The organism is Vibrio tubiashii ATCC 19109 (assembly GCF_000772105.1).
GTDB classification, from domain to species: Bacteria; Pseudomonadota; Gammaproteobacteria; order Enterobacterales; family Vibrionaceae; genus Vibrio; species Vibrio tubiashii.
On sequence record NZ_CP009354.1, the window covers coordinates 3,098,822 to 3,121,216 of the forward strand.

Here is a 22,395-nt window from a genome sequence, read left to right on the forward strand (position 1 = left end):
GGCGGTTTGAGAAAGCTACTAGAATTTGTAGCTCATACTTACGTACACCGTACGACCGGGAGCGGTATAATCTTTCGCTGTTTCATATTTTTCATCAAACAGGTTGTCAACTCGCCCTTTAAGCTGAAGTGTATCTGAAACCCAATAGGTCATAGCTAGATCCCACAGATTTACGGCTGGCAGATACTCTTCATTAGAGCTGACTGTAGTAGGTAGATTTAAGCGCTTGCCTAGGTACATATATGTCAATGAAGCATCGACATCACCAAACGAAGCCTGACCAATCCACTTCACATTTTCTTTAGCACGGCGAGCTAATTGAACACCTTTTTCGTCTTCATGCTTCTTGTACTCTAGAACTAGGTTATGAGAAAGAAAGCCGGTCTCAAACTGAGCATCAAACTCAATACCTCGAATACGAGCATCTACATTTTGTGAGCTAATATCTTGATACCAAATGATTAAGTTATCTACCTTGTTGTCATAAACCGAAGCATTCCAGCGCCAAGTATCGTAGCTTGCAACGAAGCCAATTTCGGCATTTTTGGACTCTTCGGGGTTCAATGATGAGTTTTCTCCAAGAGAAGTATAACTCGGCGCTTTAAATGCGGTGCCATAGCTTGCTTTCACAAGATATTGCTCTGTTAAATGATACCCCCCTGCGATAGACCAAGTACTTTGGTTACCGTAACGATCATGCTTATCTACACGCGCATTTGCCTCAACTACAGCTTTCCCAAACGAGTGAGATCCAGAAGCATAGAGCCCTGTAGTATCACGGGTTTCACCAGCAAAATCGTTTTTTCCATTGGTACCGTATTGATAAAGGGCGCCATCGCGCATGTGCTCACGTCGCCAATCAATACCACCACCGAGTGAAGTTGTCTCATTTAGTTGATAAAGGTTCGCCCATTGAGCTGTTGTTAAATCAACAATAGATTGCGTTTTCGCACCATTCTTACCTTCACTATTTGAATAGTCATAGCTTTTAGTAACTTGATGATTTGCTAGTATAGATGATTGAAGTGCGCCAGAATTGTATTCTAATGTCGCTGCTACGTTCTGGTTATCTGTAAATGAGTTTTTCTTGGTACCAAATGAATCATACTCAGCATGACTGTCAAACCATAGTGCTGATACATAGGCCTTTAGAGAATCGTTAATTATTTTCTCGTACCCAGCAATAATGTTTTTGCCTTCGTATCCATAACTATCATTGGTCGTAGGTTTGAACGCGTAGCCATCCGAGCTCTCAAAAGCACCACCTAACATTAAACTCGACGAATCAGAAATTTTTGTTTTTACTGAACCACTTGCTTCTTTGTAATTGTTACTACCGGCCCCAACATTGACACTTTGACGTTCTTCAACATCAGAGACCCGAGTAATAATATTGATAACACCACCAACCGCATCCGAGCCATAGCGAGCTGCTTGTGGACCACGTAGCACCTCTAATCTTTCAACAATACCAATTGGTAGTTTGTTAAGCGTCACTCCACCAGCAGATGAGTTGATACGAACACCATCTAGGAGCACAAGAGCGTGGTTACTATTGGTTCCGCGAATAAAAATTGAAGCACTTTGACCTCGCCCACCATACTGTTGGTATTCGATGCCAGGTAAACGTTTCAGTACATCAATCAAGCTCTTCGCTTGAAGTTGTTCAATTTCTTCACGTGTCACAACACTCACTGGTGCTAGTACTGAATCTACAGACTGCTCAAAGCGGTTTGCAGTGACCACCATAGTTTCATCAGAAGATGCTTCTTGGGCGTAAGAAAGGGAGGCGTGCGGAAGTAGCGATGCCACGGCAATCGCTAGAATAGATCGGTTCATTTTTATAATCCTAAATCGCGTAAGTCCTACCGAGCATGGAGCGCTTGCTTCCAGTACCACTGCTCAGCTGCTGGCAGGTCTTCGGACTTAAGAGCTCGGCATTGCCACCTACTCACTCGACTTCCCACATAGTCCTCTATGCAGTGTCATTTGAGTTTTCGTTCTCTTTTACCGCTGCGCGTCAGTTCTGGATTTACACCAGATTCCCTTTTCAGCCATCTATACATCTAGAAAGCACCAGCTAGGCGCAGATGTTATTAAGCTATGGATTATTTGTCCAGAGCAGATTTGGGATTTATATCTATATGATATAGCGAGTTGCACCACCAAAGTGCGATTTACACACTATCTTTAAGGCATTGGTGGGACAAGACTGGACATAGCGCTGAGATTGAATAAAATCTGCGCTCTTAAATTAAATACAACCTCGACAGGTTCCAACCTAAGGCAATAATCATGGCGACTCTTGATGTAAACCCGCAACGCTACCAAGAACAACTGGCTGAGAAGATCGACCGTCTCAATGAGATGTTCGCGCCTTACCAAGTACCTGAGTTGGAAGTATTTGAATCTCCAGAGCAACACTACCGTATGCGTGCAGAATTTCGCGTTTGGCATGAAGGTGAAGACCTTTATTACATCATGTTCAACCAAGAGACTCGCGAGAAGTACCGTGTCGATCAGTTCCCTGCGGCAAGCCGTTTAATTAATGACTTAATGCCATTGCTTGTTGATGCAATGAAAGACAATGACTCATTGCGCCGTAAGCTATTCCAAGTTGACTTCCTTTCTACGCTAAGCGGAGAAATCTTAGTGTCGCTGCTTTACCATCGTCAGCTTGATGAGGAATGGACTGACAATGCGAAAGCGTTAAAGCAACGTTTGAATGATGAAGGCTTTAACCTCAACATTATCGGTCGCGCACGCAAGATGAAGATTGTTCTCGATCGCGACTACGTGATTGAAAAGCTCGATGTTAACGGTAAGCCATACATTTACCAGCAAGTAGAAAACAGCTTTACTCAACCAAATGGTAAGGTTGCCGAGAAGATGCTGGAGTGGGCGGTAGACTGCACTCAAGACAGCACGGGTGATCTACTTGAGCTTTATTGTGGTAACGGAAACTTCTCGCTTGCTCTGGCACAAAACTTTGATCGCGTACTCGCAACAGAGCTGGCTAAACCTTCTGTTGTATCAGCGCAATACAATATTGCAGCCAACAAGATTGATAACGTGCAGATCCTACGCCTTTCAGCAGAGGAGTTTACTGAAGCGATTGAAGGCAAGCGCGAGTTCCGTCGCCTGCAGGATGCGGGTGTCGACCTTAAGAGCTACAACTGCAATACCATTTTCGTTGACCCACCACGTGCAGGTATGGATATCGATACCTGTAAGATGGTGCAAGGCTACGAGCGCATTATGTACATCTCGTGCAACCCAGAGACACTGAAAGAAAACTTAGATGTGCTGTGCGAGACTCACAAGGTGACGCGCTTTGCTCTATTCGATCAGTTCCCATACACCCACCATATGGAAGCCGGTGTGCTACTGGAACGTAAAGCTTAACCGCAGGTACGAAATAAAAAAACGAGCCAATAGGCTCGTTTTTTGTATCCTTTAACTAAGCTGACATTACGACTCAGTTTTTGGCTTCGCTGGCGCTGTTAGGAAGCCAAGCTTCTTCGCTACCCAAAGCAGCAAACCAAGCGTAATAAAGATTGCTAGCATGTTAGAGCCAGAATCTGGGTACTGAGCTTTAACAAATGCTGAGTGACCAAATGCACCGACGAAGAAACACGCTAGACCGACTAGCGGAATATCTTCCGACACAGGGTTACTTAGGTACTCTCGGTAAAGTGCTTGCACTGACAGCACAAGCGCAATCAGTGGAAAAATTGAGAAAGGCACATCACTCATGGTTAGCCATGACAACATAGCATCACCACACATACCCGCAATTAGAGCCAGTACCAGTGTTTTCTTCTCAGAACCATGATTAACTTGGTTTGTTTCATTCGACATTAATCTATCCCACCTTTTAATCGGTTACGTTCACGTTCTTTGCGATACCAGAAAGCCCCTTTGGCTATCATTCGCAATTGCATAATTAGACGTTCGGCAAGTTCATCGCGTTCACGTCGATTTAAATCTAAAGCTTCCGCGCCAGAGCTGAATACCAATGTGACCGACGCCTCTGCTTGAGTGAAAGCTTCATCTCGGGCCATACCAGTACTGATTAGGTATTCTGTCATCTCGGCGACAAAGTGTTGCATCTCACGAGCAACGGCAGTACGAAATTCAAATGAGGTTCCCGAACGTTCACGTAATAATAGTCGGAAAACGTTGGGGCTACTTTCGATAAACTCCATAAAGGTCTCTACCGAAGTGCGAATCACACTGCCCTCTTTGACGATGCGTTGGCGAGCTTGACGCATTAGCTGACGCAGCAACAAGCCCCCTTCATCAACCATGGTCAAACCTAGTTCATCCATATCTTTAAAGTGACGATAGAATGAAGTTGGAGCGATACCCGCCTCTCGTGCGACTTCACGCAAGCTCAGGTTGGAAAAGCTTCGGTCAGCACTTAACTGACTGAATGCAGCATCAATCAAAGAGCGACGCGTTTTCTCTTTCTGCTGAGCACGGATTCCCATGGATTTCATAGTTATTTTTCTATTTTTCTAACTTCGATAGCCATTAATATACAACGATTGCCTTAAGGAGATAAGCCATAATCTTGTGCTTTGCTGACCGAGTGGCAATTAAACCGAGTTGAGTTGAGAATTCAATCTTTTCCACCCTAATAAGAGACATACGACATACCCTTTAATCTATTTGCTTGATTCTCCGTGATCTCGCCGACTGTCTAGTATGCTTTAGGTGTACGCCCGAACGGAATCAGTTAAAATCTCGCTAAAGCAATGTTAAGAATCTATAACAAGGAAGAAACTATGGCCCAGAGCAACCACTTTGATGTAATCGTTATTGGTAGTGGTCCCGGAGGCGAAGGGGCAGCGATGGGATTAACCAAAGCGGGCTTAAATGTTGCCATTGTAGAAAAGGAAAGCAGTGTCGGTGGTGGCTGTACTCACTGGGGCACCATCCCTTCAAAGGCTTTGCGTCACGCAGTAAGCCGAATCATTGAGTTCAATAACAACCCTCTGTTTTGTCACAACAACACTAGCCTACATTCAACGTTTTCCAACATTCTCGGTCATGCCAAATCGGTGATTGATAAGCAGACGAGGCTTCGTCAAGGCTTCTATGATCGCAACCAATGCTCGTTGATTTTTGGTACGGCTCGCTTTATCGATAAATATACCATTGCCGTGATGCAAAGTGATGGCACAGAAGAGACCTACAGCGCCGACCGCTTTGTTATCGCGACAGGATCTCGCCCATACCAACCAGACAATGTCGACTTTATGCACGAGCGTATTTATGACAGTGACTCGATACTGAGCCTTAAGCACGACCCTCGTCATATCATCATTTACGGTGCAGGTGTTATCGGCTGTGAGTATGCATCGATTTTCCGCGGCTTAGGGGTCAAAACAGACCTAATCAATACCCGAGATCGCCTACTTGCCTTCTTAGATAATGAAGTGTCAGATGCTTTGTCTTACCACTTCTGGAACAGTGGCGTTGTGATTCGCAACGATGAAACATTTGAGAAGATTGAAGGAACAGAAGATGGTGTCATTGTTCATCTTGAATCCGGTAAGAAAATGCGTGCCGACTGTATCCTCTACGCCAATGGGCGTACAGGCAACACAGATAAACTGAACCTCACAGCGGTTGGGTTAGAGGCAGATTCTCGTGGACAATTAAAAGTCGATGGTAACTATCAAACCGAAGTTGAACATGTTTATGCTGTCGGTGACGTAATTGGCTACCCAAGCCTAGCAAGTGCCGCTTATGACCAAGGACGCTTTGTTGCTCAGGCGATCACCAAAGGCAAAGCGGACGGCAATCTTATTGAAGATATTCCAACTGGCATCTACACCATTCCAGAGATCAGTTCTGTGGGCAAAACAGAGCAAGAGTTAACAGCCGCAAAAGTGCCGTATGAAGTTGGGCGCTCTTCTTTCAAACACTTAGCTCGCGCTCAGATCGCGGGTAAAGATATTGGTAGTTTGAAGATTCTCTTCCACCGCGAAACGAAAGAGATCCTCGGTATTCATTGTTTTGGTGAGCGTGCGGCGGAAATCATCCACATCGGTCAAGCCATTATGGAACAGAAAGGAGAAGCGAATACCATCGAGTATTTCGTCAACACCACTTTCAACTACCCAACTATGGCAGAGGCTTATCGCGTAGCTGCACTTAATGGGCTTAACCGTTTGTTTTAAATAAGCCACCAGCTAAATAGAAAAAAGCCGCAACTCAATTAAGTTGCGGCTTTTTAGTTTCATCAATTATTGATTCAGGTAAGTAGCATGAAACTCAAGATGCTGATCAATAAAGCTCGAAATGAAATAGTAGCTGTGGTCATAACCTGACTGCATTCTCACTTCAACGTCAGAATCATGGGTTTGCGCTGCGGCAATCAATGCTTGTGGTTTGAGTTGCTCAACCAGAAAGTTATCCGCATCGCCTTGGTCGACTAAAATTGGCAGCTTTGCTTGCGCCTGCTTTAATAACTCACTGGCGTCATACTCTCGCCAAGCCTCAAAGTCATTACCCAGGTAGGCATTAAACGCTTTTTGCCCCCAAGGACACTGCATAGGATTAGTGATCGGACTAAAGGCAGAAATTGAGCGGTACTGCTGTGAGTTTTTCAGCCCTATAGTCAGCGCGCCGTGTCCGCCCATACTATGCCCTGCAATGGACTTAATCGACGAAACTGGGAAGTTAGCTTCAATCAAAGATGGTAGCTCTTGGGTGACATAGTCATACATATGATAGTGACGAGACCAAGGCTCTTGGGTTGCATTAAGATAAAACCCCGCACCTTGTCCTAGATCGTAACCTTCATCATCTGCGACCTCTTCACCTCTAGGGCTAGTATCTGGCGCAACGATGGCAATACCTAACTCAGCAGCCCGGCGAAACGCCCCTGCCTTTTGCATAAAGTTTTCGTCGGTGCAAGTTAGACCAGATAACCAGTAAAGCACAGGAACGGGTTTGGCTTTGGTCGCATTAGGTGGCAAAAAAATTGCGAAACGCATGTTGCAGTTTAGAACGTTAGAATCATGCGTGTACTGTTTGTGCCAACCACCAAATACTTTGGCTTGGCTTACGTTTTCAATGGTCATAACCACCCCAGATTAAAAATTCAGAAGACAACAACGCCCTTGTATCAGGGCGTTGTGTTTATCTATTTAGCTCAGTTACTTATCCATATGAAGAACAGTACGGATTGATTCACCTTTGTGCATCAACTCAAACGCTTCATTTACATCTTGCAGACCCATAGTATGAGTAATGAACTCTTGCAGACCGAATTCACCCGCCATGTAACGGTTTACGATTTCTGGTAGCTCAGAACGACCTTTAACACCACCGAAAGCGCTACCACGCCATACACGACCAGTTACGAGTTGGAATGGACGAGTTGAGATCTCTTGGCCAGCACCGGCAACACCGATGATCACTGATTCACCCCAACCTTTGTGACAACACTCAAGTGCTTGACGCATTACATTAACGTTACCGATACACTCAAATGAGTAATCTACACCGCCGTCTGTCATTTCAACGATAACTTCTTGGATTGGCTTATCGAATTTCTGTGGGTTGATAACATCTGTTGCGCCCAGTTGTTTGGCTAGGTCAAATTTACTCTCGTTGATATCAACGCCAATGATACGACTTGCACCCGCCATACGCGCGCCAATGATGGCAGATAGGCCGATTCCACCTAGACCAAATACCGCAACAGTGTCGCCTTGTTCTACTTTTGCTGTGTTAAGCACTGCTCCCATGCCAGTTGTGACACCACAACCTAGAAGACAAACTTCTTCAAGCGGAGCTTCTTTATTTACTTTCGCTAGCGAGATCTCTGGAAGAACCGTGTACTCAGAGAAAGTAGAGCAGCCCATGTAGTGGAAGATGGTCTCACCGTTAATAGAGAAGCGGCTTGTGCCGTCTGGCATTAGACCTTTACCTTGGGTTTCGCGAACGGCCTGACATAGGTTAGTTTTACCCGACTTACAGAACTTACATTCGCCACATTCTGCCGTGTAAAGTGGGATTACGTGATCGCCAACTTCAACGCTAGTGACACCTTCGCCAACCATTTCGACGATACCGCCACCTTCATGACCCAGAATTGAAGGGAAGATACCTTCTGGATCATCACCAGATAGGGTGAATGCGTCAGTGTGACAAACACCAGTAGCTACGATGCGTACTAGCACTTCTCCAGCTTTAGGAAGTTGTACATCAACCTCTTCCATTTTAAGTGGTTCACCAGCAGCCCACGCCACCATTGCTTTTGATTTAATGTGAGTTTGACCAGGGTTGATTTCAAGCGCCATTGGATGCTTCCTTTATATTTTATGTATATAGGGACGTCATAAGCGTAGTTGAGGAACTCACACTGCGCTGCGTCGTTTTGTTGCTGAGTATTTTAGGCGCTAATATAAATTTGATAATCCCACCTTTTTGAAAATCATTTTTACATATACGTAATAATGTAAATGAAGATTTAAAAAAGCCGAGTGCGTTGACTCGGCTGGTATCTTTTACTTAGGCGAGAAAAGTGTTTCTCCGCCACTGGAGAGTTAAGATTATCGCTAAGGTTAAACCGCGCATGGCCATGAAACTCAACATTGCTAGCCACAGAGCGTGATTACCTAAATCCATCGATAAATAGAAAATCGAAAAAAAGGCACAGGTTGATAAGAACATGCTGTTGCGCATCTCTTTACCTTTTGTTGCACCAACAAAGATGCCATCAAATAGAAAGCACCACATCGACACTAGCGGCATGGCAATCAACCAAGGCAAATACTCCATCGCCAATACATGAACTGCCTCAATATCAGTGATCAATCCGATCAGATTCGATCCCATCAGACCAAATGCTAAAGTCAGTAATCCACAGATGACCAAGCTCCAGAAAAAAGTACCAATCAGCGATTGATTGAGCTGCTCTCGGTCTTTCGCGCCAATGGCTTTACCGACCATGGCTTCCATCGCGTAAGCGAATCCATCCATGCCGTAAGAAATCATCATCAGAAAGCTCATCAACACAGCATTCGCAGCAACGATTTCGTCGCCGAAACTCGCTCCTTGAAAGGTCATAAAGGTAAATGTGGCTTGCAAGCAAAGTGAACGTAGAAAGATATCTCGATTGAGCTTAACAAAGCGACTCAATCCGTTGGTGGTGTCTTTAATCAAGTTCAACACTGGCGGTAGGCTATCCCGGGTCCATTTACGCCATACGCAAATAAGACCAAAGCTCATTCCGGTGTAATCAGCAATCACAGAAGCCAATGCCGCGCCCTCGACTTTCCAACCTAATCCGATCACAAATAGTACGTCGAGAACGATGTTGGTCACGTTAGCGATGATCACCATCCACATCGGTGCTTTGGCGTTTTGCGTACCTAATAACCAACCGAGCAAGACGAAATTAGCCAAGGCGGCAGGCGCACTCCAAGCTCGGATAGCGAAGTACTGCGCGCCATAGTGCTTTACCTGTTCACTGGCGTCACTAAAGCTAAATACCCACTGCGCAATAGATTGATGGAAGAGAAGAAAAACGGCAGCAAAACCAAGAGCCATTGTCATGCCTTGGGTGAAGACCAACCCAAGTTGATGTTTGCTCTCTGCGCCATAAGATTGGGCAGCAAGCCCAGTGGTCGACATACGCAAAAAGCCTAGCAGCCAAAATGTCACGCTGATCATAGTACTGCCTAGCGCAACACCGCCCAGATACCACGCATGTTCGAGGTGACCGATGACTGCTGCATCCACCAGTCCAAGTAATGGCACTGTGATGTTGGAAAGCACCATAGGAATAGCAAGCAACAAGACTTGCTTATGCACAGTGCGGTTAGAAAGGGTTTGAAGAATTTGCACGTTGTCACTCTGACTAGAATTGAGTGACAAGTGTAACGAGATTACCAGCGAAGCTGAACCAATAACGGCGTTAATCTTTGCTTTAAAAAGTTCATCTTAGTCAGCCAGCGTTGCCATAGTTTCCAGCGACCACAATCGCGATCAAGCGGAGAATAGGTTTTCGCCCAGCGTGCCCAAGGTAAATAGCCTAACATAGCATCGCCCGGTGCGCTGTACCCGTGAGCATATTGCCCCGCGCCCATTTTCTGCCCTAGCTTGGAATGACTGAGATCGCCTGCTAATACAACGCAAGCTCGTGCTGAGTCAAAGTGGCAACCTAGCGCTTGAATGAATTTGGCCACTTGCTGCTGACTACAATCAAGCAAAGCGTGCTCACACACTATCATCACAGGCGTTTTTTCTGGAATAGGTAACTGCTCTAACCAACTGACATCATCAACGCTACCGCAAACATGGTGATAACGCTCACTACTGTGAAACAGTTTCTGACGCCAGAGCAAATTTTCTGTCACATCGAGTTCTAACCAGTTGCATCGGCCGTTATCAACACGATAAAAACGCGTATCCAACCCTGCACCAACATTGACGATCCAACCATCTGGATTACGTTTGATAAAAGCAGAAACCTGCTGATCGCACAGCTGAGTAAGCGTAACGTGAAGGAGTTGTTTTTGGTCAATATCACCAGAAAGACATTCTGGTGCTAAATGGCAGCGCTGACAGGCACGCGCTGCAATCGGGTCGTAGACTAATCCATTATCAACTAAACTTTCTCGGCTACGAAGCCATAATGGTTGCAATAAATTAGCAGGGATTTGATAGCGATGTTTAGCTGATGTGTGATCGACGGCCATTATCATCTTCCTTCCGTAGCCAGAGTAAAGATGATAATGAATATCAGTTACAAAATCAACAAGTGAGAATGAATCTCAAACAGAGTCGGTTACATCCAATCTGTGTTGCGAATAATGCCTACCGCTAGACCTTCAATCGCTAGGTGCTGACTAGTCAGATCCACTTTAATTGGCTCAAACTCTTCGTTCTCAGCATGAAGCAGTACTGTCGAACCTTTACGCTCTAGACGTTTAACCGTTACGTCATCGTCAACACGTGCAACGACAACCTGACCATCACGTACATCTTGAGTTTTATGCACTGCAAGCAAGTCGCCATCCATAATACCGATGTCTTTCATACTTTCGCCATTTACACGCAGTAAGAAGTCAGCTTGAGGCTTGAACATACCCGGGTCAACTTGGTAATGAGTCTCGACATGCTCCTGAGCAAGGATTGGCTCACCCGCCGCAACTTGGCCGATAAGAGGCAGTCCTTCATCATCATTGGCAGCATCTTCAAGTAGAATACGGATTCCACGAGAGGCACCAGGAATAATTTCAATCGCTTGCTTACGTGCAAGGGCTTTAAGGTGTTCTTCAGCAGCATTTGCTGAACGGAAGCCAAGTTCGCGTGCAATTTCAGCACGTGTTGGTGGCATACCAGTATCTTCGATTTTGCTTTTGATCAGATCAAAAACTTGTTGTTGGCGGGGCGTTAACGGCTTCATAAGTCACCTGTCTTTTTATACAGTTAACTGTGAGTATATCCAGTAATTGTTCAAATGAAAAGCCAATTGCTTGTTTTTTAGCGAGTTAGCAATTTACACGTCGATCGCGTTAAAAAAACAGGATCTCTAGCCAGACATAACCGGTTAATAGCATGGTCACCATCACAGCAGCCGAGCCAATATCTTTCGCCCGTCCGGCAAGCTCGTGGTGCTCCGTTCCAACTCGGTCAACAACTGCTTCAATCGCACTATTAAACAGTTCAGCGATCAATACCAACACCACTGTCGCGATCAGCAATATTCTCTCCCACTGGCTGTCACCAATAAATAAAGCCGCCGGAATCATGATCGCGGCTAACACGACTTCTTCTTGAAAGGCCGGTTCATGTTTAAATGCAGCCTTGAGACCTTGGCAGGAGTACTGCGTTGCGTTTTTAATCCGTTTAAATCCATGGAGTGTTTTGTCTGGCAAGTTAATTTCTCTTTATTAATTATCTCGATAGCTTGATGACTTAAAAATTGACGTTTTCCTAATCAATAATAAGTAAAAGGTTCGACCAGTTTCTGTTATCCTTGCCCGCTATAAAAATACACGCTTGGGCGCATTCCCAGTTCTATAGTTAGAGAAATGGAAATGTGCTTATGCAAACCATCTATTTTTGAGGCTAAGAACCTTATGTCTTCTGGACGAATGTTATCGCGCACCTTACTAAAACTGCCTATGTCAGTGTTAGTTAAAGGGACCACAATTCCTTCAAATCCTATTGAAGATCATAGCATTGATATAAACAAGCCCATTATTTACGCTCTGCCATATCGCTCAGCTGTTGATCTCCTCGCGCTGCAAAAACAAGTCATTGCACTTGGTTTACCCGACCCGCTAGAGCCAGTCGAAATCAACGGCAAAGCACTTAACCGCTACGTCTTTACTTCTGCTCGCCAAACCGTAATGGACAGCGATCAAGATGTACCTAGCACATCAGTGACGCTTTTCTCTGATCTGCTTGAACTGCACAAGTTTGATTCAGAACTCGATGTGCAAATGATCCCTGCAACGGTCCTTTGGGGACGTAAGCCAGGTAAAGAATCGCAGCAAAAGCCTTATCTACAGTCTTTAAACGGTCCACAAAAAGCCAAAGCTGTTTTGCTCTCTGGTCGTGACTGTTTAGTGCGTATTAGCCCTGTGGTTTCTCTGCGTTACATGGCGGATTCACATGGCACCGATGCTTCGATTGCTCATAAGTTGGCACGCGTGGCACGTATCCACTTTTCTCGTCAGAAGCTAGCCGCTTCAGGGCCAAATTTGCCAAGTCGACAAGCACTATTTAATCGTCTGATGAAATCAAAAGCGATTGAAAAAGTTATCGAAGACGAAGCAAAGTCTAAAGGTGTGCCAATTGAAAAAGTGCGCAAAGAAGCGCACGCTATCATGGATGAGATTGCAGCAAACTTCTCTTACTCCTTGATAAAGAATGGCGAACGCCTACTCGGCTGGTTGTGGAATCGTATTTACCAAGGCTTGAATATCACCAATGCCGCTACGGTACGTAAACTGGCGCAAGATGGCCACGAGATCGTCTACGTGCCTTGTCACCGCAGCCATATGGACTATTTGCTGCTTTCTTACGTGCTTTACCGAGAAGGGATGGTTCCTCCACACATTGCGGCAGGCATTAACCTTAACTTCTTCCCTGCGGGACCTATCTTCCGCCGTGGTGGCGCGTTCTTTATTCGCCGTAGCTTTAAAGGCAATAAACTGTACTCGACTATCTTTCGTGAGTACCTAGCAGAGCTGTTTGCTAAAGGCTACTCAGTAGAATACTTCAGTGAAGGCGGACGTTCGCGCACTGGCCGCTTACTACAAGCGAAAACCGGTATGCTAGCTATGACAGTCCAAGCCATGCTGCGTGGTCTAAATCGCCCAGTAACACTGGTTCCGGTTTACATCGGCTATGAGCATGTTATGGAGGTGGGGACTTACGCCAAAGAGCTACGTGGTAAGCGCAAAGAAAAAGAAAATGCCGGCTTAGTGCTGCGCACGATTCGCAAGCTACGCAACTTCGGCCAAGGGTACGTTAACTTCGGTGAGCCGATTCCACTGAACCAATATCTGAACGAGCATGCACCAGAGTGGACTAAAGATATCGATCCTATGGGTGCAACTAAACCACAATGGCTCAACCCAGTAGTCAATGGCTTAGCCACCAAGATGATGACACACATTAACGATGCGGCTGCGACTAACGCACTCACATTATGTGCAACCGCCCTGCTCGCTTCACGCCAACGTGCTTTGTCCCGCGATAGCTTAGTCAATCAGATCGATTGTTACTTATCGATCCTTAAGAATGTGCCTTACTCTTCAACCTACACGGTGCCTGAAGATGATGCACAAGCGTTGGTCAAACATGCCGAGACATTGGATAAGTTCCTTATCGAAACAGACAGCATGGGTGAAATTGTCTCGCTGGATCGAAATCAATCGATTCTAATGACTTACTACCGCAACAACATCATCCATTTATTGGCGCTGCCGTCATTAATCGCTCAAATGTTGGTTCGCCATCAGCAGTTGTCATTAGAGCAGATCAAGCAAAATGTGGCTCTCGTTTATCCATTCTTAAAACAAGAGCTGTTCTTAAGTATTGAGGAAGAGAAGCTCGGTGAACTGACTGAGGCGTACATCGAAGAGATCGCTCACCAAGGCTTAGTGACCATCGATAGCGAGCAAAATGTGGCGATTAACCAAGCGAACAACCAAGTCTTGGTTCTGCTTGGTCGCACCATTACCGAAACACTGCAACGCTATGCGATTGCACTTAACCTGTTAGTGGCAAACCCAGAGCTGGGTAAAGCCGACTTAGAGCTTAAGAGCCAAGATATCGCGCAACGCTTAGGTCGTTTACATGGCATTAATGCCCCAGAGTTCTTTGATAAGGGCGTTTTCTCTGCACTGTTTACGGCATTGAAACAACAAGCTTACCTCGACAATGACGGTAACTGCGATAGTGATAAGAGCACAGAATTAGCCAACCTGCTTTACTCTATGCTCTACCCAGAAGTTCGCCTAACCATCAAAGAAAGTATCTGTCAGGCGACTGGGACTAAATAAAACCAACTAAGTACGAAAAAGGGCATCCAATGGATGCCCTTTTTGTTTACCAGAAAGCAATAAACAAGCCTATGGTGACAATCATGCCGACATAGTTGTTATTGAGAAATGCCTTGAAGCACAAGTCTCGCTCTCGATGTCGGATAAGATGCTGCTGAAACACAAATAAAGCGCCAGCAATCAGCAAGCTCCAGTAGTAGCTTGCACCAAGCTCAAACCAAATCCCGACGTACATCAACATGGCAAGAGTGGCGAGCTGCAAGACACCAATCACCATTTTATCTAACCGACCAAACAAGATTGCCGTCGATTTAATGCCAATTTTCAGGTCATCATCCCTATCTACCATGGCATATTGGGTGTCGTAGGCGATAGTCCATAGGGCATTAATAGTAAAGATAAACCATGTCATCATGGTGACTTCGTTCGCCTCGGCAGCCCAAGCCATAGGAATTGACCAACTAAAAGCGAGACCAAGAAACAGCTGTGGCAGATGAGTATAGCGCTTCATAAATGGGTAAATGAACGCGAGGAAGATGCCAACAAATGAGAGCTGAATGGTTAACGCATTCATACTCAGCACAAGTAGGAACGAACTGATCGCTAAGACTAAAAACAGCCCGATAGCTTCTTTAGAGGTCACTCTTCCTGATGGTAACGGGCGTAGCTTAGTGCGCTTTACATGACCATCAACTTTACGGTCGGCAAAATCATTGATTACGCATCCAGCCGCTCGCATAAAGATAACGCCAAGAACAAAAACAAATAAAACTTTTAAACTCGGTACACCCTCAGCTGCAATAATCAACGCCCATAATGTCGGCCAAAGCAATAATAAGGTCCCAATCGGCTTATCCATGCGCATTAACTGCCAGTAAGCGACTGCTTTATCTGCCGTCATTTTAAACGCTCTCCTTTGCATAAATTGGCGCGGTCGGCAGAAAAAGCTCTGCCACTAACATAGGTTTACGATTCATCCATAGTCGCGAACGACGCGCAAGCAGCTGCTTGCCATCCAACTCAACCAAACCAACTTGCAAAGCATCGCGTTTAACATCATTGGCACTGAACACCGTCAAGCCTAACGGTATTTCACCTTGGCGAGCTAAATCATACTCTTGGCCTTGCATTGAAGAGTGCGGAATTAAGGTTCGACCCAATACCCACGGCTCTCCATCTCCTTTCAGCACCACCTTTCTCAACAAGCATTCTTCTCGTGCCAGCAGTTCTATTTCCTGCGTATTTAGCTTTTCAGCTCGAATCACTTTATTATGCAGAAGGTCGACACTTAACGTTTGGCAATAAGACTCTAATAAACGTGACAACGAGCCCTGTTCTAGCAGCCATTTTTTTGCACTTTGCGTAGGAAAGCTAAAATGCTCTGGTTGTTGCCATTCAACTTGGCGAAGAGCAGATAAATAAAGCGCAGTTGGTTGATTCATACTAATATTCAATAAGTAGCCTTATCAGCGTACAATAAAGCTTCAATCTCAAAAGTTAACCACTACAATGAGTGCTTAACGCATTTTTATTACAAATAGATGCTCTATTGTAACAAGACTCAGGCGATTCGAGTATCGTGATTGGAAGAAAGAAAAGTTATAAATATGATTAAACGTTACCTAGCCCAAATATTTATCGCTTTGGGTTTACTTATCAGCCTACCTGTTTTAGCCGAAGAAGAAGGTGCTCCGAAACTTGCCTACTTTACGCTAGAGCCAGATCTCACCACCAACTTCTATACCAAAGGCAAGAAACTTGGCTATATCCAAGTTCGAATCGATATTATGGTTGCTAATGAAGCGGACCTTGGCGTGATCGAACTGCACCAGCCATTAATTCGCGACGCTGTGATTGAACTGCTTGGTAAACAGTCAGAAGATACCATTACCTCCCTGGCGGGGCGTGAAGATTTACGTAAGACCTTAGTTGAGCAGCTCAACGCGACGCTGTTACCCGAAACAGGCAAAACCATTATCGCTGACTTACTGTTTACCAAATACTTGTATCAGTAATGTGTACTAGCTAATCAAACGGCGCTTATCGCGCCGTTTTTTTATTGCTACTTTTTCGCTCGGCTTGCATCGAACAAACCCAGAGCCACACCAGATAACAGACCAACTAAATGGGCTGTATTGGCAATCGCCATATACGGCTGAACAAAACCAAGCACCAACCACACCAGCATAAAACCTATCATAGGTTTAGGCATACTGAGTCCAAGTTGTGGCGCTTTGTAGCCCAACATCCATAAGTAGCCAACCAGTGCATAAACCACACCAGATAAGCCGCCAAAGTTAGCGCCTTCAACCCAGTATTGCCCCGCCCCTGAGAGCGCAGCAGAAACTACAAACAACTGCAGTAATTTGCCCGAGCCGAGCCTTTGCTCAATATCACCACCAAGCTGCCACCACCAGAGTAAGTTAAAGGCGATATGCATGATAGAAAAGTGAAGAACGGCATGGCTTACCCAGCGCCAAAGTTGCCATTCTTGTCCTGCAAATGCTGGGAAGTGCAAAGCGGCAAACACCCCTTTACCAGAGCCAAGTTGCTGCATGGTAAAAATCACCAAACAGATCACCATAACAGATAATGTTATCGGCCCAGCTTTGGCCTTAATCATGGCTAACATACTTGGCGATTGATAGGTAAAGTGATTCTTGCGGCTTTCGGCCATATCCCATGACGCCGCTTGATATTTGTTGGCATTCGGGTCGGATAAAAACTGCTGCAGCTCTGACTCCGCCTCTATTTGATGCTGACTATCGGTCAACCACAATGCAAACTGCCCTTCTCCCTCCGGCATCATCTGAATATCTATCTGGCGCGAGGCCATATAGTCGATAAATGCTTGTGCCATACGTGGATTATTGAGGGAGATGAGTCGATACATAAAGCTATCCTAAGTTGGATTCTGTCGGAAGTTCGGCTCTTTGCCATGCTTCAAAGCCGCCATCAACACTATACACCTGCTCAAAGCCTTGGTTAACCAAATACTGTGCAGCACCTTGGCTGCTAATGCCGTGATAACACATAACCAACACAGGTTGTTCAAACTCCACGTCGTCCATAAAGGTGACGATCGTATCGTTGGTCAAATGGAAGGCATCTTTGGCGTGAGACACAGCAAAAGATTGAGGGTCACGAATATCCACCATTCGCGCTTCTCCTTGCTCAAGAAGACTTTGCGCACTACCCACATCAATATGCTTAAACTGATCCATGAACTTTCTCTTTTATATCGTAATTATCTAACGCCATTGTAACCTATCCAGTGGTCAACAAGTACACGAGGGCAGTAAGGTTATCCACCAGCGATCATAAATCCACCAACTGTGGATAAATCTGTGGATTGCGTTGATAAAGTATCTCGGTGATTTTTGATCCACTATATGTAGTGATGATCATTATTTTATTGTGTGTAAAAGTAAAACTATCCCCACGGAACAATGGGTCGAGATGCCTTTATCTACCCCGCTTTCTGACAGATAGCAAAGAAATTTACCACAGAGTTACCCACAGGCAAGATGAGACAAACTCGATCTATAATCATCCAAATAACTCAATAAATGATCAGCAATAAAAAAGCCGAGATCATATGATCTCGGCTTTCTAAATTCTTTTTGAAAAGTCAGAGGTTAGAATTCACCAACCGCCGCTTTCAATTTCTTCATCGCGTTCTTTTCTAGCTGACGAATTCGCTCTGCAGATACGCTATACGTTTCTGCCAGTTCTTGCAGCGTCGACTTATTATCATCTAACCAACGTGAACGAACAATATGTTGACTACGCTCATCTAAGCTCTTTAGTGCTAAGCTCAAACGGTTGTTAGTGTGTGCTTCCCAGTTTGCTGCTTCAACATTGTCGGCAACATCAGAAGACTTGTCTTCTAAATACACCATAGGTGCAGTGTAAGAAGCATTTGAGTCATCATCATCGGTTGGCATTTCAAATGTCGCATCTTGCGCAGCCAAGCGAGATTCCATTTCACGAACTTCTGAAGGCTCAACACCTAACTCACGCGCAACAGTTTCAACTTCACCGTTGTTAAACCAACCTAGACGCTTTTTCGACTTACGCAGATTGAAGAACAATTTACGTTGCGCTTTGGTGGTCGCAATTTTCACAATACGCCAGTTACGCAGAACGTACTCATGAATCTCTGCTTTGATCCAATGCACTGCAAATGAAACCAAACGAACACCAACTTCAGGGTTGAAGCGCTTCACAGCCTTCATCAAGCCAATGTTACCTTCTTGAACAAGGTCAGCCATTGGAAGGCCATAACCTGAATAACCACGAGCAACGTGTACAACGAAACGCAGGTGCGAAAGGATTAAGCCTTTTGCAGCCTCGATTTCACCGTCGTAATGCAGACGCTCTGCAAGTCCACGCTCCTCTTCAGGAGTTAGCATTGGATAGCTGTTCACTGAACGAATATAGCTGTCTAAGCTATCTTGTGTCACTACAGCCATTGGGTATGCTTGGTTAGTCATTCAAGTCCTCATCAATCTCTGATCTGGAGTATGTTTTAGCCCACCAATCTTGAACCTAAAATGAACAGGTTTCAAGCAGGGGAAGGTTATTATGCATAAACAATTCGTCTATACAAGAGGAAAAGTATACGGTAGCGTCTACTTTTTTCAATAGTATGACAACAACAAAATAATCCGGTTCAATTAAACAGGTTCAATTTCTTTGAGATGACGCTGCGCTGAAACCTTTGCCGCTAAACAGCCAAGGAAGGTTCCTAGCATCACCAGCAGTAAAGACTCATCCCAACTTAGACCCACCAATCTGAAGTGGCTATCATACAGAAGCGCCAACTTTTCTACGCTGCTATTAAGTAGAACTGTAATTACCGCTGTTAAAACCCACGCTGTAATCGCACCTAGCAGACCAAACCACATACCAGAGTACAAATATGGGCGAAGAATATAGCTATTGGTCGCCCCTATCAGCTTCATAGTTTGGATCTCTTCTTTATTAGCTAACACGTTAAAGCGTAATGTGTTGCCAACAATTAAGAACACAGAGCCAAGCATTAATACTGATAAGGTAATCACGATGCCACTGACCAGATTTTTGATCGCGTCGAGTCTTGTTAACCAATCTTCATCCAAGCGAACATCGGTAATACCGTCTTCATTAGCGACGCGCTCAGCGAGACGTTTAATCGCTTGTTTATCATCTTTACTCAGTGTAATCACCAATACGCCAGGCAGTGCGTAATCGTCTAACAAGCTCAGTGCCTGTTCAAAGCCGGAGTATTGGCTGAGGTCGTCTAGCCCTTGCTGCGGGGAGATGTATTCAACCTTAGCCACATCAAGCGATGTTTCTAGCTCATCTTTGAGCACCATGATCCGGGCTTCAGGTGTGCGCTCTTCTATGTAAGCACTTACTTGCGACGGACTAGTGACATTGGTTGAAGCCGCAGAAATATTCTTACCCAATAGGTACAAAGCAGAAGGCATGGCTAATGCCATCGAGATAACCGCTAAAGTAAGAATATTACCCAGTGGCCGCTGCCAAAATTCAGCGAGAGAAAGTCTAGCTTGCTTGAAATGAACCGTGAAAAAGCTGTCTTTCTTGACGCGATTTTTAGCACGAGAGGCGTTGGCGTTTTTGTTACGCTTATTAGTGCCCATAATCTTCCACCTCACTCAAAAAACCTTGGTTTAGCTCTAGATGGCGGTATTGTGGGCGAGTGTTCACTAACCCAATATCGTGCGTTGCTAATAGGATGGTGACACCAGCACGGTTAAACTCTTCAAATAGCTTCAGTACCCGGCTAGAGAGTTCTGGGTCTAAATTACCGGTAGGCTCATCCGCTAATAGTAAAGTTGGTCTATTAACCACAGCACGCGCGATACCGACACGCTGCTGTTCACCACCAGACAGTTGGCTTGGCAAGCATTTCGCCTTGTCTAACAGCCCAGTTTTATCCAGAGCCGCAGATACACGACGCTTAATTTCGTTCTCAGAGATTGACTCAATCCGCATCGGCAAAGCGACGTTATCAAACACGCTTCGGTCCATCAGCAAACGATGATCCTGAAACACAATGCCGATATTGCGACGTAGGAAGGGGATATCCTTGTTAGGAATTCGAGTGATATCGTGGTCGTTAAAGCTGATTTTGCCATCCGTAGGTCGCTCAATGGCACAGATTAACTTTAGCAGGGTACTTTTCCCGGCACCTGAATGTCCGCCAAGAAAAGCCATTTCACCACGACGAAGATGAAAATCGACCTTCTGTAAGGCTTGTCGTCCACCACGATAAGCCTTACTCACTTGCTGAAATTTTATCACCCGAAATCCCTCTTATGAACTTCTCTATTGTATTTATCCCCTAAATAGTTGGAGTTGCAGCTAGGCGACAAATCCATTCAGCCCTATGAGCATAGGTGCTCTATTTGATTAGGGCGAAATTGTTGCCGTCAACAACGCTGCTGCTTCAAATATGACGGGGATTAGTCTTCGCGGCTAAACAGCGCATCAATAAACTCTTGAGTTTCAAATGGGCGCAGATCATCAATCCCTTCACCCACACCAATGTATCGAATTGGAATTTGGAACTGATCGGCAAGTGCGAAGATCACGCCACCTTTCGCTGTGCCGTCTAGCTTAGTAAGGGTAATACCCGTTAGCGGCGCGACATCACTAAACAGCTTGGCTTGGCTGATAGCGTTTTGACCGGTACCTGCATCCAAAGTCAGCATAATTTCATGCGGCGCAGAACCATCGACCTTCTGCATTACACGAACGATCTTACGCAGCTCTTCCATCAGGTTCGCTTTGTTCTGCAGGCGGCCCGCGGTATCAGCGATGACCACATCAACGCCTTTCGCTTTAGCTGATTCAATTGCATCATAGATAACGGAAGCACTATCTGCGCCAGTATGCTGCGCGACAACAGGGACATTGTTTCGCTCACCCCAAACTTGTAGCTGCTCAACCGCCGCGGCACGGAACGTATCACCCGCAGCAAGCATGACTTTTTTGCCTTCAGCTTGGAACTGTTTCGCTAGCTTACCAATGGTTGTCGTTTTACCAACCCCGTTCACACCGACCATAAGAATCACGTAAGGGGTTTTAGAGGTGTCGACTTCCAGTGGCTTCTCAACATTAGATAGGATCTCTGCCATCTCTTCTTTGAGCAAGCCGTATAGAGCTTCACCATCTTTAAGATCCTGGCGGGACGCTTTCTCGGTCAGGTTATCGATGATCTTGAGCGTAGTATCCATACCCACATCAGCAATAAGCAACTGCTCTTCCAGCTCTTCAAATAGCTCATCGTCGATTTGCTTGTCTTTAAACAAGCCAAAGAAACCTGCGCCAATATTGGCTTTAGTACGAGCCAAGCTGCGTTTTAAGCGAGCGAAAAAGCTTTCTGTCGGTTTTTCTTGTTCAACGACACGTGGCTCAGTTGGTTGCTCGACAACTTCAACAACCTCTTCTGCATCTGCTTCTGCTTCTGCTTCTGCTTCTGCTTCTGCTAGTTCAGTTTTAGATTGTTCAACTTGCTCGTCAACAACTGGTGTCTCTTCGACAGCATCTTCAATGGTATTTTGTTGTTCTTCAGCGGGTTGCTTGGTTTGCTCTTCATCGCCGAAACCAAGCCAAGAAAGTAATCCGCGCTTCTTTTTTTCCGTCATCTGGGGCTATCCTAGATCGTCTTATTTTAACTCAGACTCTTTTCCGCACGGATTATCCACGCACAGAAAAGAAAAATGACAACACAGTGAAAAGTTTTTAACTACCTATGGGATGGTATACACTTTGTCATCAACAAATTTGGGCTGTATGTTAGCGCTCACAGCAGAGCGACTGGCTATAGTATCACTTT

21 protein-coding genes and 1 riboswitch are annotated in these 22,395 nt (G+C 45.2%); of the genes, 4 read left to right on the forward strand and 17 right to left on the reverse strand.

Features of this window, described 5'->3' with window-relative positions; genetic code table 11:
- Positions 1-18: 18 nt before the first annotated feature.
- Entirely contained in the window at positions 19-1,839 is a 1,821-nt protein-coding gene (locus IX91_RS14185) for a TonB-dependent receptor domain-containing protein (RefSeq protein ID WP_004745064.1), read from the reverse strand.
- Positions 1,840-1,894: 55 nt separating this feature from the next.
- Positions 1,895-2,096, reverse strand: a riboswitch (cobalamin riboswitch).
- Between the two features lie 199 nt (positions 2,097-2,295).
- On the opposite strand from IX91_RS14185, the gene trmA reads away from it, so the two are divergent.
- Positions 2,296-3,405: a tRNA (uridine(54)-C5)-methyltransferase TrmA gene (gene trmA, locus IX91_RS14190; protein WP_004745063.1), complete on the forward strand. Its 1,110-nt coding sequence runs from the start codon at positions 2,296-2,298 to the stop codon at positions 3,403-3,405.
- A gap of 66 nt (positions 3,406-3,471) precedes the next feature.
- Here the strand turns inward: trmA and IX91_RS14195 are convergent, their stop codons facing one another.
- Both IX91_RS14195 and fabR read right to left on the reverse strand, forming a co-directional pair.
- Positions 3,472-3,861, reverse strand: coding sequence for a YijD family membrane protein (locus IX91_RS14195; protein ID WP_004745062.1), 390 nt, complete (start codon positions 3,859-3,861; stop codon positions 3,472-3,474).
- Complete coding sequence (fabR, locus tag IX91_RS14200) at positions 3,861-4,502, reverse strand: HTH-type transcriptional repressor FabR (protein WP_004745061.1); 642 nt, start codon at positions 4,500-4,502, stop codon at positions 3,861-3,863. The genes IX91_RS14195 and fabR overlap by 1 nt, the downstream gene beginning before the upstream one ends.
- A 288-nt stretch (positions 4,503-4,790) precedes the next feature.
- On the opposite strand from fabR, the gene sthA reads away from it, so the two are divergent.
- Positions 4,791-6,191, forward strand: coding sequence for a Si-specific NAD(P)(+) transhydrogenase (gene sthA / locus IX91_RS14205; RefSeq protein ID WP_004745060.1), 1,401 nt, complete (start codon positions 4,791-4,793; stop codon positions 6,189-6,191).
- Between the two features lie 66 nt (positions 6,192-6,257).
- Here sthA and fghA read toward each other — a convergent pair whose 3' ends face one another.
- From fghA to IX91_RS14235, 6 genes are all read right to left on the reverse strand, one after another.
- The gene (fghA, locus tag IX91_RS14210; RefSeq protein WP_004745059.1) at positions 6,258-7,097 is read right to left on the reverse strand and encodes an S-formylglutathione hydrolase; all 840 of its coding nucleotides are present in this window, start codon (positions 7,095-7,097) and stop codon (positions 6,258-6,260) included.
- Positions 7,098-7,172: 75 nt separating this feature from the next.
- Positions 7,173-8,321 carry an S-(hydroxymethyl)glutathione dehydrogenase/class III alcohol dehydrogenase gene (locus IX91_RS14215; protein WP_004745058.1) on the reverse strand — a complete coding sequence of 383 codons (1,149 nt, stop codon included), beginning with the start codon at positions 8,319-8,321 and terminating at the stop codon, positions 7,173-7,175.
- Positions 8,322-8,532: 211 nt separating this feature from the next.
- The gene (gene dinF / locus IX91_RS14220; RefSeq protein ID WP_004745057.1) at positions 8,533-9,870 is read right to left on the reverse strand and encodes an MATE family efflux transporter DinF; all 1,338 of its coding nucleotides are present in this window, start codon (positions 9,868-9,870) and stop codon (positions 8,533-8,535) included.
- Positions 9,871-9,911: 41 nt separating this feature from the next.
- Positions 9,912-10,724 carry a class I SAM-dependent methyltransferase gene (locus IX91_RS14225; protein WP_004745056.1) on the reverse strand — a complete coding sequence of 271 codons (813 nt, stop codon included), beginning with the start codon at positions 10,722-10,724 and terminating at the stop codon, positions 9,912-9,914.
- Between the two features lie 89 nt (positions 10,725-10,813).
- Positions 10,814-11,434, reverse strand: a complete 621-nt coding sequence (gene lexA, locus IX91_RS14230; protein WP_004745055.1) for a transcriptional repressor LexA — start codon at positions 11,432-11,434, stop codon at positions 10,814-10,816.
- Between the two features lie 109 nt (positions 11,435-11,543).
- Positions 11,544-11,906 (reverse strand): diacylglycerol kinase, encoded by a 363-nt coding sequence (locus tag IX91_RS14235; RefSeq protein ID WP_004745054.1) that lies wholly within the window; start codon positions 11,904-11,906, stop codon positions 11,544-11,546.
- Between the two features lie 204 nt (positions 11,907-12,110).
- Between IX91_RS14235 and plsB the strand changes: the two genes are divergently transcribed.
- Positions 12,111-14,546 carry a glycerol-3-phosphate 1-O-acyltransferase PlsB gene (gene plsB / locus IX91_RS14240; protein WP_174329858.1) on the forward strand — a complete coding sequence of 812 codons (2,436 nt, stop codon included), beginning with the start codon at positions 12,111-12,113 and terminating at the stop codon, positions 14,544-14,546.
- A gap of 46 nt (positions 14,547-14,592) precedes the next feature.
- Here the strand turns inward: plsB and ubiA are convergent, their stop codons facing one another.
- Both ubiA and IX91_RS14250 read right to left on the reverse strand, forming a co-directional pair.
- Positions 14,593-15,447, reverse strand: a complete 855-nt coding sequence (gene ubiA / locus IX91_RS14245) for a 4-hydroxybenzoate octaprenyltransferase (protein WP_004745052.1) — start codon at positions 15,445-15,447, stop codon at positions 14,593-14,595.
- Position 15,448: 1 nt separating this feature from the next.
- Positions 15,449-15,988 carry a chorismate lyase gene (locus tag IX91_RS14250; RefSeq protein WP_038197373.1) on the reverse strand — a complete coding sequence of 180 codons (540 nt, stop codon included), beginning with the start codon at positions 15,986-15,988 and terminating at the stop codon, positions 15,449-15,451.
- 165 nt (positions 15,989-16,153) lie between these two features.
- Here IX91_RS14250 and IX91_RS14255 point away from each other — a divergent pair, with 165 nt between their 5' ends.
- Positions 16,154-16,561: a flagellar basal body-associated protein FliL gene (locus IX91_RS14255; protein ID WP_004745050.1), complete on the forward strand. Its 408-nt coding sequence runs from the start codon at positions 16,154-16,156 to the stop codon at positions 16,559-16,561.
- 47 nt (positions 16,562-16,608) lie between these two features.
- On the opposite strand, the gene glpG is transcribed toward IX91_RS14255, so the two are convergent.
- The 6 genes from glpG to ftsY form a co-directional block, all read right to left on the reverse strand.
- Entirely contained in the window at positions 16,609-17,439 is an 831-nt protein-coding gene (gene glpG / locus IX91_RS14260; RefSeq protein WP_004745049.1) for a rhomboid family intramembrane serine protease GlpG, read from the reverse strand.
- Positions 17,440-17,443: 4 nt separating this feature from the next.
- On the reverse strand, positions 17,444-17,770 hold the full coding sequence (glpE, locus tag IX91_RS14265) for a thiosulfate sulfurtransferase GlpE (protein ID WP_004745048.1): 327 nt from the start codon (positions 17,768-17,770) through the stop codon (positions 17,444-17,446).
- Between the two features lie 414 nt (positions 17,771-18,184).
- Complete coding sequence (gene rpoH / locus IX91_RS14270; protein WP_004745047.1) at positions 18,185-19,042, reverse strand: RNA polymerase sigma factor RpoH; 858 nt, start codon at positions 19,040-19,042, stop codon at positions 18,185-18,187.
- 183 nt (positions 19,043-19,225) lie between these two features.
- Positions 19,226-20,194: a permease-like cell division protein FtsX gene (gene ftsX / locus IX91_RS14275; RefSeq protein WP_004745046.1), complete on the reverse strand. Its 969-nt coding sequence runs from the start codon at positions 20,192-20,194 to the stop codon at positions 19,226-19,228.
- Positions 20,184-20,858: a cell division ATP-binding protein FtsE gene (gene ftsE / locus IX91_RS14280; RefSeq protein ID WP_004745045.1), complete on the reverse strand. Its 675-nt coding sequence runs from the start codon at positions 20,856-20,858 to the stop codon at positions 20,184-20,186. Before ftsE ends, ftsX begins: the two co-directional genes overlap by 11 nt.
- Before the next feature lie 161 nt (positions 20,859-21,019).
- Positions 21,020-22,204: a signal recognition particle-docking protein FtsY gene (gene ftsY, locus IX91_RS14285; RefSeq protein WP_004745044.1), complete on the reverse strand. Its 1,185-nt coding sequence runs from the start codon at positions 22,202-22,204 to the stop codon at positions 21,020-21,022.
- Positions 22,205-22,395: the final 191 nt, after the last annotated feature.

What these genes read in the sequence shown, in the direction of transcription:
- IX91_RS14185 (WP_004745064.1), bottom strand. Translation starts at nt 1,839, where the DNA reads ATGAACCGATCTATTCTAGCGATTGCCGTGGCATCGCTACTTCCGCAC.
- trmA (WP_004745063.1), top strand. Translation starts at nt 2,296, where the DNA reads ATGGCGACTCTTGATGTAAACCCGCAACGCTACCAAGAACAACTGGCT.
- IX91_RS14195 (WP_004745062.1), bottom strand. Translation starts at nt 3,861, where the DNA reads ATGTCGAATGAAACAAACCAAGTTAATCATGGTTCTGAGAAGAAAACA.
- fabR (WP_004745061.1), bottom strand. Translation starts at nt 4,502, where the DNA reads ATGAAATCCATGGGAATCCGTGCTCAGCAGAAAGAGAAAACGCGTCGC.
- sthA (WP_004745060.1), top strand. Translation starts at nt 4,791, where the DNA reads ATGGCCCAGAGCAACCACTTTGATGTAATCGTTATTGGTAGTGGTCCC.
- fghA (WP_004745059.1), bottom strand. Translation starts at nt 7,097, where the DNA reads ATGACCATTGAAAACGTAAGCCAAGCCAAAGTATTTGGTGGTTGGCAC.
- IX91_RS14215 (WP_004745058.1), bottom strand. Translation starts at nt 8,321, where the DNA reads ATGGCGCTTGAAATCAACCCTGGTCAAACTCACATTAAATCAAAAGCA.
- IX91_RS14225 (WP_004745056.1), bottom strand. Translation starts at nt 10,724, where the DNA reads ATGGCCGTCGATCACACATCAGCTAAACATCGCTATCAAATCCCTGCT.
- lexA (WP_004745055.1), bottom strand. Translation starts at nt 11,434, where the DNA reads ATGAAGCCGTTAACGCCCCGCCAACAACAAGTTTTTGATCTGATCAAA.
- plsB (WP_174329858.1), top strand. Translation starts at nt 12,111, where the DNA reads ATGTCTTCTGGACGAATGTTATCGCGCACCTTACTAAAACTGCCTATG.
- ubiA (WP_004745052.1), bottom strand. Translation starts at nt 15,447, where the DNA reads ATGACGGCAGATAAAGCAGTCGCTTACTGGCAGTTAATGCGCATGGAT.
- IX91_RS14250 (WP_038197373.1), bottom strand. Translation starts at nt 15,988, where the DNA reads ATGAATCAACCAACTGCGCTTTATTTATCTGCTCTTCGCCAAGTTGAA.
- IX91_RS14255 (WP_004745050.1), top strand. Translation starts at nt 16,154, where the DNA reads ATGATTAAACGTTACCTAGCCCAAATATTTATCGCTTTGGGTTTACTT.
- glpG (WP_004745049.1), bottom strand. Translation starts at nt 17,439, where the DNA reads ATGTATCGACTCATCTCCCTCAATAATCCACGTATGGCACAAGCATTT.
- glpE (WP_004745048.1), bottom strand. Translation starts at nt 17,770, where the DNA reads ATGGATCAGTTTAAGCATATTGATGTGGGTAGTGCGCAAAGTCTTCTT.
- rpoH (WP_004745047.1), bottom strand. Translation starts at nt 19,042, where the DNA reads ATGACTAACCAAGCATACCCAATGGCTGTAGTGACACAAGATAGCTTA.
- ftsX (WP_004745046.1), bottom strand. Translation starts at nt 20,194, where the DNA reads ATGGGCACTAATAAGCGTAACAAAAACGCCAACGCCTCTCGTGCTAAA.
- ftsY (WP_004745044.1), bottom strand. Translation starts at nt 22,204, where the DNA reads ATGACGGAAAAAAAGAAGCGCGGATTACTTTCTTGGCTTGGTTTCGGC.